The organism is Actinomadura napierensis (genome assembly GCF_039529375.1).
Classification (GTDB): Bacteria; Actinomycetota; Actinomycetes; order Streptosporangiales; family Streptosporangiaceae; genus Spirillospora; species Spirillospora napierensis.
The window spans coordinates 24,780-39,348 of sequence record NZ_BAAAMR010000030.1; the positions used below are offsets into that span (position 1 = coordinate 24,780).

At 73.5% G+C, this 14,569-nt stretch carries 16 protein-coding genes; 13 read left to right on the top strand and 3 right to left on the bottom strand.

What is annotated here, in order from left to right; all coding sequences use genetic code 11:
• The first annotated feature begins 65 nt into the window (after nucleotides 1–65).
• The 13 genes from ABD296_RS18565 to mug all read left to right on the top strand — a co-directional run bounded on the left by ABD296_RS18565 (nucleotide 66) and on the right by mug (nucleotide 12,088).
• Complete coding sequence (locus tag ABD296_RS18565; protein WP_344268164.1) at nucleotides 66–674, top strand: TetR/AcrR family transcriptional regulator; 609 nt, start codon at nucleotides 66–68, stop codon at nucleotides 672–674.
• Nucleotides 675–786: 112 nt separating this feature from the next.
• A complete protein-coding gene (locus ABD296_RS18570) occupies nucleotides 787–1,893 on the top strand; it encodes an exonuclease/endonuclease/phosphatase family protein (RefSeq protein WP_344268167.1) in 1,107 nt (368 codons plus the stop codon).
• Nucleotides 1,890–2,840 carry a DUF6772 family protein gene (locus ABD296_RS18575; RefSeq protein WP_344268170.1) on the top strand — a complete coding sequence of 317 codons (951 nt, stop codon included), beginning with the start codon at nucleotides 1,890–1,892 and terminating at the stop codon, nucleotides 2,838–2,840. The genes ABD296_RS18570 and ABD296_RS18575 overlap by 4 nt, the downstream gene beginning before the upstream one ends.
• A 14-nt stretch (nucleotides 2,841–2,854) precedes the next feature.
• Nucleotides 2,855–3,205 (top strand): hypothetical protein, encoded by a 351-nt coding sequence (locus ABD296_RS18580; RefSeq protein ID WP_344268173.1) that lies wholly within the window; start codon nucleotides 2,855–2,857, stop codon nucleotides 3,203–3,205.
• A 12-nt stretch (nucleotides 3,206–3,217) separates the two neighbouring features.
• A complete protein-coding gene (locus tag ABD296_RS18585; RefSeq protein WP_344268176.1) occupies nucleotides 3,218–4,741 on the top strand; it encodes an ABC transporter substrate-binding protein in 1,524 nt (507 codons plus the stop codon).
• Nucleotides 4,738–5,814 (top strand): LacI family DNA-binding transcriptional regulator, encoded by a 1,077-nt coding sequence (locus ABD296_RS18590; RefSeq protein WP_344268179.1) that lies wholly within the window; start codon nucleotides 4,738–4,740, stop codon nucleotides 5,812–5,814. The genes ABD296_RS18585 and ABD296_RS18590 overlap by 4 nt, the downstream gene beginning before the upstream one ends.
• Nucleotides 5,814–6,740 (top strand): ABC transporter permease, encoded by a 927-nt coding sequence (locus ABD296_RS18595; RefSeq protein WP_344268181.1) that lies wholly within the window; start codon nucleotides 5,814–5,816, stop codon nucleotides 6,738–6,740. The genes ABD296_RS18590 and ABD296_RS18595 overlap by 1 nt, the downstream gene beginning before the upstream one ends.
• 13 nt (nucleotides 6,741–6,753) lie before the next feature.
• Nucleotides 6,754–7,644, top strand: a complete 891-nt coding sequence (locus ABD296_RS18600; protein WP_344268184.1) for an ABC transporter permease — start codon at nucleotides 6,754–6,756, stop codon at nucleotides 7,642–7,644.
• Nucleotides 7,645–7,658: 14 nt separating this feature from the next.
• Nucleotides 7,659–8,693: an ABC transporter ATP-binding protein gene (locus ABD296_RS18605; RefSeq protein WP_344268187.1), complete on the top strand. Its 1,035-nt coding sequence runs from the start codon at nucleotides 7,659–7,661 to the stop codon at nucleotides 8,691–8,693.
• Nucleotides 8,690–9,727, top strand: a complete 1,038-nt coding sequence (locus ABD296_RS18610) for an ABC transporter ATP-binding protein (RefSeq protein ID WP_344268190.1) — start codon at nucleotides 8,690–8,692, stop codon at nucleotides 9,725–9,727. Before ABD296_RS18605 ends, ABD296_RS18610 begins: the two co-directional genes overlap by 4 nt.
• Nucleotides 9,728–9,788: 61 nt before the next feature.
• On the top strand, nucleotides 9,789–10,727 hold the full coding sequence (locus tag ABD296_RS18615; RefSeq protein WP_344268193.1) for an aldo/keto reductase: 939 nt from the start codon (nucleotides 9,789–9,791) through the stop codon (nucleotides 10,725–10,727).
• A gap of 45 nt (nucleotides 10,728–10,772) precedes the next feature.
• On the top strand, nucleotides 10,773–11,492 hold the full coding sequence (locus tag ABD296_RS18620; RefSeq protein WP_344268196.1) for a sulfite exporter TauE/SafE family protein: 720 nt from the start codon (nucleotides 10,773–10,775) through the stop codon (nucleotides 11,490–11,492).
• Nucleotides 11,492–12,088 carry a G/U mismatch-specific DNA glycosylase gene (gene mug / locus ABD296_RS18625; protein WP_344268199.1) on the top strand — a complete coding sequence of 199 codons (597 nt, stop codon included), beginning with the start codon at nucleotides 11,492–11,494 and terminating at the stop codon, nucleotides 12,086–12,088. Before ABD296_RS18620 ends, mug begins: the two co-directional genes overlap by 1 nt.
• Here mug and ABD296_RS18630 read toward each other — a convergent pair.
• From ABD296_RS18630 to ABD296_RS18640, 3 genes are all read right to left on the bottom strand, one after another.
• Nucleotides 12,042–12,485 (bottom strand): ASCH domain-containing protein, encoded by a 444-nt coding sequence (locus tag ABD296_RS18630; protein ID WP_344268202.1) that lies wholly within the window; start codon nucleotides 12,483–12,485, stop codon nucleotides 12,042–12,044. The genes mug and ABD296_RS18630 overlap by 47 nt on opposite strands.
• 247 nt (nucleotides 12,486–12,732) lie before the next feature.
• The gene (locus tag ABD296_RS18635) at nucleotides 12,733–13,599 is read right to left on the bottom strand and encodes a carbohydrate ABC transporter permease (RefSeq protein WP_344268205.1); all 867 of its coding nucleotides are present in this window, start codon (nucleotides 13,597–13,599) and stop codon (nucleotides 12,733–12,735) included.
• Complete coding sequence (locus ABD296_RS18640) at nucleotides 13,596–14,516, bottom strand: carbohydrate ABC transporter permease (RefSeq protein ID WP_344268208.1); 921 nt, start codon at nucleotides 14,514–14,516, stop codon at nucleotides 13,596–13,598. Before ABD296_RS18640 ends, ABD296_RS18635 begins: the two co-directional genes overlap by 4 nt.
• Nucleotides 14,517–14,569 lie beyond the last annotated feature (53 nt).

Sequence of the window (14,569 nt, forward strand, 5' to 3'; positions counted from 1 at the left end):
AGACCTTGTGTCTCGACAAGTATTCATCGAGACTGGCGGTCTCGTCAAATGGATAGGGTGGTGCCATGAGCGACAGGCGACGGCCGCACACCGGGCGGCGGCGCAACGAGGCGGCGCGGCGCGCGATCCTCGACGTCGCCGTCGACCTGCTGGCACGCGACGACGGCGCCCCGGTCACGATCGACTCGCTCGCCGCCGCCGCCGGCGTCGGCAAGCAGACGATCTACCGCTGGTGGCCGTCCAAGGGCGCGGTGCTGCTGGAGGCGATGGCCGAGCGCGCGGGCGCGGACATCGCGGTGCCCGACACCGGCACGCTCCACGGCGATCTCGAAGCGTTCCTGACCGCGACGTTCCGCGGCGCCGGCCGGCGGCTCACCGCGTCCGTGCTGCGCAACACGATGGCCGAGGCGCAGCGCGACCCGCATGCCCGCGAGCACATGCGGACGTTCGTCGAGTCGCGGCGCAGCGTCCTGTCCGGGCTGCTGGGACGGGCCCGCGACCGCGGCGAGATCGCCGTCGGCGCCGACCTGGCCCTCATGGTCGACCAGGTCTACGGGGTGCTGTGGTACCGCGTCCTCGTCGGGCACGAGCCGCTCGGTGACGCGCAGGCCGCCGAGCTGGCCCGCGCCCTGTCCGACCAGGCGGCGGCCCGCCTCGGCGGCGGGGGCCGCTGACCCCGCGTTCCCGATTCCCCTCTTGACAGGACGGGGGTCGGCCATCGATGGTGTGTGAACGCTCACGTGAACGTTAATGTGACTCAGCCGACACCGGAAGGCCCCCTCCAGCATGAGGACCCCCCGTCCCTCCGCCCGCCCGGCCGCCGCCCTTGCCGCGGCGGCCTGCGCGGGCGCGGTGCTCGTCCACGCGACGGCGGCGCAGTTCGCCGCGCCGGTCCGGCACGCCCGCGGCTTCGACCTGCGGATCGCCACCTACAACACGTGCGGGCACGGCTGCCTGCCGACCAAGCAGGCCTGCGTCGACACGATCGGCCGCGACTGCGCGACCAAGCTGGCCCCCTGGGCGGACGGCCGCGCCGCGAAGGTCGCCGACGACGTCGTCCGCGCCCGCGCCGGGGTCGTCGTCACCCAGGAGATCGGCAACAACCCCACGCCGACCCAGCCGGGCGTGGACGTCGAGTCCTTCCGCGCGCCGCTGACCGCGGCGATGCGGGCGCGCGGCTACGCCGAGGCGCCCGCGGACTACGCGGGGACGCGCAACCCCTGGTACGGCTACCCGCTCAAGTCGGGCGCCGGCCGGTTCACCTACTACGACGCCCGCCGGTTCTCCGCCGAGGACGAGCACGGCAGGGCCCTCCCGCACGACCTGCTGTGGCTGCCGGACTCCACCGAGATCTACGGCAAGACGATGACGTGGAACGTCCTGCGCGAGCGCCGCACCGGGACCCGGTTCGTCGTCGTCGACATGCACCTGGAGTACCGCAAGAACGGCGCGACCGACCCCAACGGCTGGACGAAGAACTGGGACCAGGTCCGCTACGCCGACGCGACCCGCACCGCCGAGTACCTCACCCGCGACAACCCGTCCACGCGGAAGCTGCCGATCGTGTTCGCGGGCGACATGAACTCCGCGTCCAAGGAGGACGGCGCCAGCGCCTACGACGCGTTCGCCGACCTCGGCTACGCGGACTCCTTCGAGGCCGCCCCGGCGAACCGGCGCGCCAACGCCGAGTACGCCTCGTTCAACGGCGGTGCCATCCCGCTGCCGAAGTCGGAGGACAAGATCGACCACATCTTCGTCAAGGCCGGCACGCCCGTCCGGCAGTGGACCCTCGTGCCGCAGACCACCGCGCAGGCGGGCGAGCCGCGCGACCTGCTGCGCTCGGACCACAACCTGGTGGACGCCACCGTGAGGATCGAGGGGCCCGCCCGATGACCACCCCCGCGAGCGGACGCTCCCTGGCCGCCGAGCTCCGCAAGGCCGACCCGGCGCTGTCCCGGTTCGACCCGCTGGACCGGATCCTCGTCCACGACGACTTCAACACCGGCACGCACGGCTGGATCGAGCTGCTCGGCAACTACGACGGGCACGGGAACCTCGACACCGTCGACGACCACATGCGCGACTTCCGGCCCCCGCAGCTCAGCTCGTGCAACTTCTTCGACGTCGGCACGCACGGCGCGATGTCGGGGACGTACGCGCTGAAGGTCGCCACCCGGCCGCTCGCCGGCCACACCGGCGTCGCGATCCGCCGGCTCACGATGGCGGGGCGCGGCCGCGTGCAGTTCGAGGCGTACCTGACCTTCAAGACCGAGGCGGCGTCGGAGGAGAACCAGGCGGCGGGCAAGGCGGGAGCCGGGCCGTGGGACGCGAACCTGCACCCGTCCGAGCAGCAGTTCGGCGCGTTCACGATCGCGACGGACATCTGCGACGGCGTCCGATACCACTGCGTCGCCCGGTACCTGAACACCGACGTGGACAACAACCTGCGCCGCGAGTGGGTCTACCCGACGGTGCCCGAGCCGACGCCGCGCGAGCACTTCGAGGGCAAGCTCAAGCTGCCGCCGACCGCCGACTTCACCGCTCCGGACCCCGGCGACTGGAAGGCGTTCGGCGGGCCGCAGGAGCTCTGCTACAACGAGGTGCCGACCAAGGTCAACTGGCACTACGTGCGGTGGGTGATCGACACGAGCACCCGCTCGAACATCGAGCTGCAGGTCAACGACACCGTCTACGACATGCGCGACGTGCCCGTGCCCCCGTACGCCGAGGAGTACGGGTCGCTGCAGAACCTGCTCAACTTCTACGTCTCGGTCAGGACGCACACCGACGTGCGCAACTTCCTGTTCCTGGACTCGGTACTGATCTCGGTGGACTGGTGAGGAGCCCCGGCAGCATGCGCGAGTCGTTCACGGCCGTCCTGGAACGCAACCGCACCCTGGCGGGCGGGTTCGCGACGGAACCCTACGAGGCGGCCTGGGCCGCGGAGGCGCGCTGGTTCGTCCGGACGCTGAAGCGGACCGGCTCCGGCACCCGGCTGCGGGTGACGACCCAGATCTCGCCCGACGGCCTGCACTGGTGCGACCTCGACGCCGGACGCGAGATCACCGGCGACCTCGTCAGCTGGGAGTCGGCCGGCTTCGGCGGCTGGCTGCGGCTGAAGGGCACCGTCGAGGCCGACGGAGCCGCGGCGGACGGCCCCGACCCCGCCGCCACCGTGATGATCTATCTCGCGCTGAAGAGCTGAGGGAGCGCCGTCATGGACCTGCGAAGGCGCGAGTTCCTCGCGCTGGCCGGCCTGGGCGCCTCGGCCGTGGCGCTCGGCGGCTGCGGCGGGGCGGGCGCGGGCGCAGCCGCGCCGGGCGGGTCGCTGCGCGCCGCGTTCGGGCAGCCGGTCGCCGACCTCGACCCCTACAACGCGGGCACCGCGGTGGACGAGGCGTCGCTGATCGTCAAGCGGCTGGTCTTCGACACCCTCGTCCGCCGCGAGGTCGCCGGCCGGCTCGTGCCGGGCCTGGCCGCGTCGTGGCGGCGCGAGAACGACACCACCTGGGTGTTCCGGCTGCGCTCCGGCGTGCGGTTCCACGACGGCAGCCCCCTGACGGCCCGCGACGTCGTCGCCTGCCTCGACCGGACGAAGGCGGTCAAGTCGGCACAGAGCGCGCTGTGGGCGACCGTCAAGTCCGCGCGGGCCGACGACGACACCACGGTCACGTTCGTCACGGACGGGCCGATGGGGACGCTGCCGGTGAACCTCACCCTGCTGTTCATCGTCCCGGCGAAGCTGGTCGCCGACCCGGCGCAGAAGCGCCGCCCCGTCGGCTCCGGGCCGTTCCGCGTCACCGGGTTCACCCCGTCCACCGACGTCGAACTGGCCCGCTTCGACGGGTACTGGGCGGGGCCCGCCGGGCTGCCGGGCATCTCGATGCCGTTCATCGCCGAGACCTCCAGCGCGATCACGGCGCTGCGCAACGGCGACGTCGACCTGCTGTGGCCCGTCCCGTCCGACCAGCTCGGCGAGGTGAAGGGCAAGCACGGCGTGCGGGTCGCGTCCGTCCCGAGCTGGACGTACTACCTGACCTGGTTCAACTGCGGGCGCAGGCCGTTCACCGACCCGCGCGTCCGGCGGGCCATGGTGCAGGCCCTCGACATGGACGAGATCGTCGGGAAGCTGTTCGGCGCGGGCGCGCAGCGGATGGACGCCCCGATCCCCGCCACCGTGTTCGGCCACGCCGCGCAGCGGCCCTACGCCCACGACCCGGGCGCCGCCCGCAAGGCGCTGCGCGACGCGGGCCTCGGCGACGGGTTCGAGACCACGATGATGTGGTTCGACGCCACCGGCCCGCTCGCCCGCGAACTCGCCCAGTCGATGATCTCGGCGTGGAAGGACGTCGGGGTGACCGTCCGGCCGCAGAGCATCGAGAAGGCCCAGTGGCTGCAGCGCCTCAACACCCTCGACTGGGACATGGAGCTGCAGACCAACACCGTGACGACCGGGGACGCGGCCTTCACCCTCGGCCGCCTCTACACCTCCAAGGCGAACCGGATGGGCTACAAGAACCCCGCCCTCGACAAGATCCTCGCCGAGGCCGGTCAGGCCGCCGAATCCGACGACCGGGCCCGGCTGTACGCCGACGCGTGCAGGATCGTCTGGGACGACGCGGTCGGGGTCTTCCCCGCCGCGCTCACCACCGCCTACGGCCTCGGCACCGGGATCACCGGGTTCACCCCGGCCGCGAACAACCAGCCCGACCTGTCCACGGTCACGAGGAGGACGCCATGACGCCGCGCCGCCGGGCCACCCTGCGCGACATCGCCGCCGCGCTCGACCTGTCGGTCAACACCGTGTCCCGCGCCCTCGCCGGCAAGGACGCGGTGAGCGCCGAGACCCGGGAACGGGTGCGGGCCGAGGCCGACCGGCTCGGGTACGTGCCGAACACGATGGCGCGGTCGCTGGTGCTCCAGAACGCCATGACGATCGGCCTGGTCATCACCAACCCCTCCAACCCGTTCTACGCCCGGCTCATCAGCGCGATCGAGGAGCGCGGCCGGGTGCACGGCTACTCGCTGATGCTGATGGTCACCGAGGACAGCGCCGAGAACGAGCGGCGCGTCGCCGAGGAGCTGATGCGCTGGGGCGTGGACGGCGTCCTCGCCGTCCCCGTGCAGCACGGCATCGACCACTGGGAGCGGCTCGGCAAGTCGGGCACGCCCGTCCTGCTGCTGAACCGCGACCTGCCCGGCCTGGACGCCGACCTCGTCGGCGTCGACTACTACGACAGCGCCCGCCGCGCCACCGAGCACCTGGTCGACGGCGGCGCCCGCGAGCTGTACCTGGTCGAGGAGGATCTGGACATCTCCCCGGTCGCCGAGCGGATCCGCGGCTTCCGCGCCGTGCTGGACGAGCGCGGCATCGCCGTCCGCGACGACCACGTCCTGCGGGTGCCGACCCGCCGCCGCGAGGCCAGCTCGCAGCCCTGGGACCCGATCGACTCCTACGCGATCGGCCGCCGGCTCGCCGCCCGGATCGAGCCCGGCTCCGCCGTCCTGGCCGGAAACGACTACTTCGCGCTCGGCCTGTACCGGGCGTTCACCGAGCACGGCCTGTCCATCCCCGGGGACGTCGCCGTCGCCGGGCACGGCGACCACCCGTTCGCCGCCTACCTCGCCCCGCCGCTGACCACCGTGCGGCTGCCCGCCGCGCGCGTCGGCACGACCGCCGTCGACCGGCTCCTGGAGCGGATGGCGGGCGCCCCGCCCGCGGACGCGCCGAGCCGCACGCTGCTGGAGGCCGACCTCGTCGTCCGCTCCTCGACGGCGGGCCCGGCGGCCGCGCGGACCGGAAGGACGTCCTGATGGGCCGCTTCCTGCTCCGCCGCGCCGGCCAGGCCGTCCTCGTCGCCTGGGGCGCCGTCACGCTGGTGTTCGTGGTCGTGCGGATCGTCCCCGGCGACCCCGCCACCCTCATCCTCGGCCCGGACGCGAGCGCCGACCAGCTCGCCTCCGTCCGCGCCGACTTCGGCCTCGACAAGCCCCTGTGGCGGCAGTACCTCACGCACATGGGCGAGGTGCTGCACGGCGACTTCGGCGACTCCTGGCGGCTCGGCGGCAGCGCCATGAGCGCCACCCTCGACCGCTTCCCCGCGACCCTCGCGCTCGCCGCGCTCGCCCTCGTCATCACCCTCGCGGCCGGGTTCCCGTTCGGCATGCTGTGCGCGCGGCGGCCCGGCCGGATCCTCGACGCCCTCGTCTCCGCCGGCTCGCTCGTCGGGCAGGCGCTGCCGTCGTTCTGGCTCGGCATCGTGCTGATCCTGCTGTTCGCCCGGCAGCTGCACTGGCTGCCCAGCACCGCGGGCGGCGGCCCCGAGGCGGTCATCCTGCCGTCGGTGACGCTCGCGCTGCCGTTCGTCGGCTGGCTCGCCCGGCTCGTGCGCAACGGCGCCCTGGAGGAGATCGGCAAGGACTACGTCCGCACCGCCCGCGCCAAGGGCACCGGCGAGGGCGCCGTGCTGTACGTGCACGTCGCCCGCAACATCGCGCTGCCCGTCGTGACCGTCCTCGGCCTGCTGATGGGCAACTTCATCGCCAACGCCGTCATCGTCGAGGTGGTGTTCTCCTGGCCCGGCCTCGGCTCGCTGATGGTCGACGCCATCACCAACCGCGACTACGCCGTGGTCGAGGCCGCCATCGTGACGATCACGGTCTGCTACATCGCGCTGAACCTCGTCGTCGACGTCCTGTGCGTCGCCCTCGACCCGCGCCTCACCCCGCAGAACGCATGAACGGGAGCACACCATGAGCGCCATCGCCGCCGCGCCAGCGCCCGCGCCCGCGCCGGCCGCCGCCGAGCCCCGCCGGCGCCGGCTGCCGGTGCGGGCGTGGATCGGGCTCGCCGTCGTCGGGCTGTTCGTCCTGGCCGCGCTCCTCGGCCCGGTCCTGATGCCCTACGACCCGGTCGCGACCGACCTGCCGCACCGGCTCCTGCCGCCCGGATCGCGGCTCGGGGACGGGTCGGTCGCCTGGCTCGGCACCGACCAGGTCGGGCGCGACATGCTCACCAGCCTGCTCGCCGGCAGCCGCGTGTCCCTGCTGGTCGGTGCCGCCACCGTCCTCGCCGGCGGCGCCGTCGGGCTCGTCGCCGGGCTCGTGTCCGGCTACTTCGGCGGCTGGGTCGACGCCGTCCTGTCCCGCGTCGGGGACGTCCAGCTGGCGTTCCCGTCGATCCTGCTGGCGATCCTCATCGCCGGGGTCCTCGGCCCGAGCGTCACCAACGTCGTCATCACCCTGGCCGTGACCCGCTGGGTGGTGTTCGCCCGGGTCGTGCGGGCGTCCGCGCTCGCGACGCGCGACCTGGAGTTCGTCGACTCGGCCCGCGTCCTCGGCGCCGGCCACGTGCGGATCCTCGTGCGGCACGTGCTGCCGTCGTGCTGGCAGCCGCTGCTGGTCGCCGCGACCGTCCAGATCGGCCTGGTGATGGTCGCGGAGGCGTCGCTGAGCTTCCTCGGCCTCGGCATCCCGCCCGACCAGGCCTCCTGGGGCGCCACCGTCTCGGCGGGCCGCGACTACCTCGGCTCCGCCTGGTGGATCTCCACGATGCCCGCGATCGCGCTGGCCGCCGTGGTCACCGGAGTCGGCCTCGTCGGCGACGCCTTCCGCGACCTGACGGACCCCCGGGCCCAGCTCTGAGAGGCGACCTCCCCATGACCATGTCAGCCGTCCACCCCGTCCCCACCCCGCCCGAAGAGGACGCCGCCGCGGAGATGCGCGACGTCCACATCGGGTTCCGTTCCGGCCGGCACGTCACCCCCGTCGTCAGGGGCGTCACGCTGCGGCTGCGCCCCGGGCGGGTCCTGGCCCTCGTCGGCGAGTCCGGCAGCGGCAAGAGCCTCACGTCCCTGGCCCTCATCGGACTCCTGCCGCCCGGCGCCGAGATCACCGCCGGGAGCGTCGTCCTCGGCGGCGACGACACCGCCGGCTTCTCCGCGCGGCAGTGGCGCGAGGCGCGCGGCAGCCGGATCGCCATGGTCTTCCAGGACCCGATGGCCGCGCTCAACCCGGGCTTCGCCGTCGGCCGCCAGATCGCCGAGCCGTTCCGCCGGCGGCTCGGCCTGAGCCGCCGGGAGGCGCGCGAGCGGGCCGTCGCGCTGATGCGCGAGGTCGGCATCGCCGACGCCGGGACGCGCTACGGCGACCATCCGCACGAGTTCTCCGGCGGCATGCGCCAGCGCGCCGTGATCGCGATGGCGCTGGCGCTCGGCCCGTCCGTCCTGCTCGCCGACGAGCCCACCACCGCTCTCGACGTGACCGTCCAGGCGCAGATCCTGCGCCTGCTGGCCCGCCGCCAGGAGGAGGCGGGGCTCGCCACGCTGCTGGTCTCGCACGACCTCGGCGTGGTGGCGCGGATGGCCCACGAGGTCGCGGTCATGTACGCGGGACGGATCGTGGAGCAGGGCCCGCTGGACGCCGTCTACACCCGTCCCGCGCACCCGTACACGCTGGGCCTCCTCCAGGCCATGCCGGACGGCGCGGAGGGCGGCCGGCTGACCCCGGTCCCGGGCCTCCCGCCGGATCCGCGGCGCCCGCCCGGCGGCTGCGCCTTCCATCCCCGCTGCCCGTTCGCGACGGACGTGTGCCGGACCGAGGACCCGCCGCTCGCCGAGAGCGGCGGCCGGTCCGTCGCCTGCCACCACGCCGACGAGGTCGGCGCCGCCCACAGTGCAGAGGAGGACCGATGACGGCGACCGCGCACGACACCGCGGCACCGGCCGGGGACGCCGAGATCGTCCTGCGGGTCGGCGGCCTGGAGGCCGGCTACCAGCGGCCCGGCCGGCACGGGTTCGGCCGGCGGCGGGTGCCCGTCGTCGCCGGGCTCGACCTGACCGTCCGGGCGGGCAGGACGCTCGGCGTCGTCGGCGAGTCCGGCTGTGGCAAGTCCACGCTCGCGCGCGCGATCGTGGGGCTGATCCCCGCGTTCGCCGGGACCATCGAGTTCGACGGCACGGACCTCGCGTCGATGCCGCCCCGACGGCGCCGCCGGGTGAGCCGGGACGTCCAGATGGTGTTCCAGGACCCCTACACCTCGCTGAACCCCCGCATGACCGTCGCCGCGGTCATCGCGGAGGGATGGCGGGTCCATCCCGGCATCGTGCCGCGCGACCGCGAGGACGCCGAGGTCGCCCGCCTGCTGGACCTGGTCGGCCTGCGGCCCGAGCACGCCGCGCGGCGCCTGCACGAGCTGTCCGGCGGGCAGTGCCAGCGCGTCGCCATCGCCCGCGCGCTCGCGCTGCGGCCCCGGCTGATCGTGTGCGACGAGGCGGTGTCGGCGCTGGACGTGTCGGTCCGCGCGCAGATCCTCAACCTGCTCGCGGACCTGCAGTCCGAACTCGGCGTGGCGTACCTGTTCATCTCCCACGACCTGGACGTCGTCCGGCACATCGCGGACGAGGTCGCGGTGATGTACCTCGGCACCGTCGTCGAGCAGGGCACCGCCGCCCAGGTGTTCGGCGACCCCCGGCACCCGTACACGCGGGCGCTGCTGTCGGCGGTCCCCTCGGTGCGCGACCGGCCGGACGACGCCGCCCGGGAGATCGTCCTGGAGGGGGAGGTGCCGTCGCCGGCGTCACCGCCGACCGGATGCCGGTTCCGCACCCGCTGCCACATGGCCGCCGAAACGTGCGCCGAGAACGTCCCGGAGCTGATCGTCCGGGAGGGCGCGGCGCACGCGGTCGCCTGCCATTTCGCGGACGCGGACACCGGAACGGCGGTCTAGCGCTCGGCGACCGGGCGCAGGCCGAAGCCGGAGCCGCGCACCCGTTTGATTGGATCGGAGCATGGCTGACACCAAGAAGATCGGCGACCTGGACGTCCACCCGCTCTCGCTCGGCGGCAACGTGTTCGGCTGGACGGCGGACCGCGACGGCTCCTTCGAGATCCTCGACGCCTACGCGGCGGCCGGCGGCAACTTCGTCGACACCGCCGACTCCTACATGGCGTCCGCGCCCGGCAACGCGGGCGGCGAGTCGGAGACGATCATCGGCGACTGGATGGCGGAGCGCCGCAACCGCGACGACGTCGTGGTCGCCACGAAGGTCGGGCGGCATCCCGACCGGCGCGGCCTCGCGCCCGCGAACATCCGGGCCGCCGCCGACGACTCGCTGAGGCGGCTGCGCACCGACCGGATCGACCTCTACTACACCCACTTCGACGACCCGTCCGTCCCCGTCGAGGAGATCATGGGGACGCTGGACGAGCTGGTGCGCGCGGGCAAGATCCGCCACATCGCGGTGTCCAACATCGAGCCCGACCGGCTCCAGGCGTCGCTGGAGTTCAGCGAGCGGGAGGGCACGGCCCGGTACGTGGCGATCCAGCCGCACTACAACCTGGTGTCCCGCGACACCTACGAGGGGCCGCGCCGCGACCTCGCCGAGCGGTACGGCCTGGCCTGCGTCCCGTACTACGGCCTGGCGTCGGGGTTCCTGACCGGCAAGTACCGTCCGGGGACGGAGGTGGACAGCCCGCGCGCCGGCCGGGCGGGGGAGTACCTGAGGACCGAGCGCGGGCGCCGGGTGCTGGCCGCCCTCGACCTGGTCGCCGAGGAGCAGGGCGCGCCCGTCGCGACGGTGGCGCTCGCCTGGCTCGCCGCGCAGCCGACCGTGGCCGCGCCGATCGCGAGCGCCCGCACGCTGGAGCAGCTCCAGCCGCTCCTGCAGGTGGCGCGCACGGCCCTCACCGGCGAGCAGCTGAAGGCCCTCACGGACGCCTCCGCCTGATTTCCCATCACAGGTCGGAAAAGTCGGGATGTACCGTTCCATTCCGTGCCCCCACCCGACTTCCTGCTGATCGGCGGCCTGGCCGCGCTGCTCGGCGCCATCGTGCAGGGCAGCGTCGGCCTCGGCGTCGGCCTGGTCGCCACCCCGATCGTGACGATGCTGTTCCCCGACCTCATGCCGGGCGCGATCCTGGTCACCGCGCTGGCCCTGCCGGTCGCGACGCTCGCCCAGGAGGTCCGGCACGCCGAGCTGCGGGGGCTCGGCTGGGCGTTCGGCGGCCGCCTCATCGGGACCCCGGTCGGCGTGTGGCTGGTGGCCGCCGCCCCGGACCGCGTCCTCGGCGTCGCGATCGGCGTCATCGTCCTCGCCGCGCTCGCCGTGACGACGTGGGCCCGCGAGGTGCCGCGCAACCGCCGCACCCTCGCCGTCGCCGGCGTCATCTCCGGCACCACCGGCACCGCCTCCGGCATCGGCGGCCCGCCGATCGCGCTGCTGTACCAGCGGGAGAGCGGCCCCCGCGTCCGCGCGACTTTGGCGGTCTTCTTCATCGCCGGCGCGCTGCTGTCGCTGGCCACCCTCGCCGCCGCCGGGCGGCTGCCCGCCCGGCAGGTCACGGCCGGGCTGGAGCTCCTGCCGTTCGTCCTCGCCGGGTTCCTCGCCGCCGGCCCGCTGCGCCGCTACCTCGACGCCGGACGGCTCCGGCTGGCGCTGCTCATCGTCGTCGGCGCGTCCGCGACCGTCCTGATCGTCCGTAACCTGGTCTGATGCGCCCCACCAAGGCCGACCTGGAGGCCGCCCGCGACCGCCTGATCCCCGACGTCCTGCCCCCGGACGGCGAGCCGCTGCGCGTGCTGTTCAGCGGCATCAACCCCGGGCTGTACTCCGCCGCCACCGGCCACCACTTCGCCCGCCCCGGCAACCGCTTCTGGCCCGCGCTGCACCGCTCCGGCTTCACCGACCGGCTGCTCCACCCGTCCGAGCAGGACCTGCTGCCCGGCTACGGCCTCGGCATCACCAACCTGGCGCCGCGCGCCACCGCGCGCGCCGACGAGCTGACCGGCGAGGAACTGCGCGACGGCGGGCGCCGCCTCACCGCCCTGGTCGAGCGGCACCGCCCCGCCTACCTCGCCATCTGCGGCGTCACCGCCTACCGCACCGCGTTCGGCCGCCCCGGCACCGAGATCGGCCCGCAGGACGAGACGTTCGGCCCCGCGCGCCTGTGGATCCTGCCGAACCCGAGCGGCCTGAACGCGAGCTGGCAGCCCGACCGCCTCGCCGCCGAGTTCGCCCGCCTCCGCGAGGCCGCCGACGCCCTCAGGACGAGTGGTCGAGCGCGGCGGTCGCCGCGAACATCGAGCTGATCTCGTTCACGAGCGTCGGCTTCGGCTCCCACAGGCCGGGGCTGCGGCCGAGGGCCACGATGGGCCGGGGGAGGGCGCGGACGGCGCCGAGGTGCCAGTGGTGCGACCCCGGGTCGGCCCACGGGCCGCAGTCGCACGAGCCGCCCCGCACGGCGGCCGAGCAGACGCCGTCGAGCTCGGCGACGGCGATGACGGCGCCGATGGTGGCGAGCGGGTCGCGCGGGTCCCAGCCGGCGGCCTGGATCAGCGGCGAGTCGCACGCCTTGAGGTCGACCCGCATGGAGGCGTGCACGAGGAGCGGGCCGCGGTAGGCGGTCGGTGCGCTCTCGTTCGAGACGCTCTTCCCGCCACGCGCGATCGCGAACGCCCAGGGCTGCTGAACGCTTAGCGCCTGCACGCGGTCACCTCCTGTCGGCCCGAAGCGTGATCGCGCGGGCCGGCGGGACGGCCGCCGCCGGGGATGCCGCGCGATGATGCCCGAGAGGCTAGGCGCATCGCCGTCCGATTGCCAATGCGGCAGGCGAGCGGCTCGTGCGAGGCCATCCGGATCTCCTTCGATCACCAATGTGACGCGCGAGGCCGGTGCGCGGTTGACGGGCGGCCGGGACGGGCGGGGCGCTCCGGCCCGCCCGTCCCGGCCCATGTCAGCCCTTCAGTGCGCCCGCCATCAGCCCGCGCATGAAGAACCGCCCGAGCAGCAGGTAGACCAGCAGGGTCGGCAGCGACGCCAGCAGCGCCTCGGCCATCTGCTGGTTGTACTGCACGGCGGTCGCGCCGGACCCGGCGGTGTTGTTCAGCATCACCGTGACCGGCCAGCTGTCGGGCGCGCCGAGGAAGACGGCGAACAGGAAGTCGTTCCACATCGAGGTGAACTGCCAGATCACCGTCACCGCGAACGCGGGCCCGGACACCGGCACGATGATCGACCAGTACGTGCGGATGATGCCCGCGCCGTCGACCCGGGCCGCCTCGATCAGCTCGTCCGGGATCGTCACGTAGTAGTTCCGGAAGATCAGCGTGCAGATCGGGATGCCGTAGACGACGTGCGCGAGGACCAGGCCCCGGATCGTCCCGACGAGGCCCATGTTCGTCAGCAGCCCGGCCAGCGGGATCATCACCGCCTGGTACGGGATGAACATCCCGAACAGGAACAGCGTGAAGACGGCGTCGGAACCGGGGAAGCGCCACTTCGACAGCACGTACCCGTTCAGCGAGCCGAGCGCCGCGGAGATCAGCGAGCCGGTCACCGCGATCTTGACGCTGTTCTCCAGGCCCGGCTTGAGGGCGTCCCACGCCGAGCTCCAGCCGGTGGTGCTCCAGTGGTGCGGCAGGTTCCACGCGCTGCTCGGGTCGGCCTCCTGCAGCGGCTTGAAGCTGGTGACGAGCAGGACGTACACCGGGATGAGGAACAGGATCACGAACGCCAGCAGGACCACCGGCCGGGCGATCCGCAGCGTCCGGGCCGCCGCGCCGGCGCCGGCCGGGGGCCGCGCCGTGCTCGCGGCGGTCATCGGTTCCGCTCCGTCCGCACCGACCACACCAGGTACGGGATCACCAGCAGCGCCACCGCGAGCAGCAGATAGGTGGCGATGGTGGCGCCGTTGGCGGGGTCGTGCCGGTCGAAGATCTCCACGTACGTCGCGATGGCGGGGACGTAGGTGATGATCTGCTTGCCGGCGATCGCCATGATCAGGTCGAACACCTTCAGCGAGATGTGCCCGAGGATGATCAGCGCCGACAGCGTCACCGGGCGCAGCTGCGGGAAGACCACGTACCGGTACACCTTCCACTCGGACGCGCCGTCGACGCGTGCGGCCTCGCGCAGCTCCTCCGGGACGCTGCGGAACCCGGCCAGGTACAGGGCCATGACGTAGCCGGACATCTGCCAGATCGCGGGGAGCGCCATCGCGGCCATGCCCCAGCTCGGGTCCTGCCACCAGTCGTTCGCCAGCCCGCTCAGATGGAGCTTGTCGAACAGCTGGTTGAACCCGACGGCGCGCTGCGCCGGCGCCGGGTTCATCAGCCACCGCCACACCACGCCGCTGGCGATGAACGACACCGCCATCGGGAACAGGTAGATGACCCGGAACGACGCCTCGCCCCGGATCCCCTTGTCCATCAGGAACGCCAGGAACGCGCCGAGGACGAGGGCGCCGAGCACGAACACCGCGGTGAACAGCAGCGCGTGCTTCACCGCGCCCGGCCAGCTCGGCTGGTGCCACAGGTCGACGAAGTTCCTGCCCTTGTCGAACCCGTACGGCGTCACCTCGTCGTGCTTGCCGCTCACCGCCACCCGCGTGTTCCAGAAGATCAGCCCGTAGACGAACAGGCCGATCGCCACGATGGACGGCGACACCAGCAGCAGCCCCGGCAGCCATTTGCGGCTGCGCCGCAGGGCCGGGCGGCGGCCGCTCAGCGGCCGCCGCACCGGGGATCCACCGGCGTCCTCACGCTCGGTCGGGGAACGCCGTGCCGTCTGGC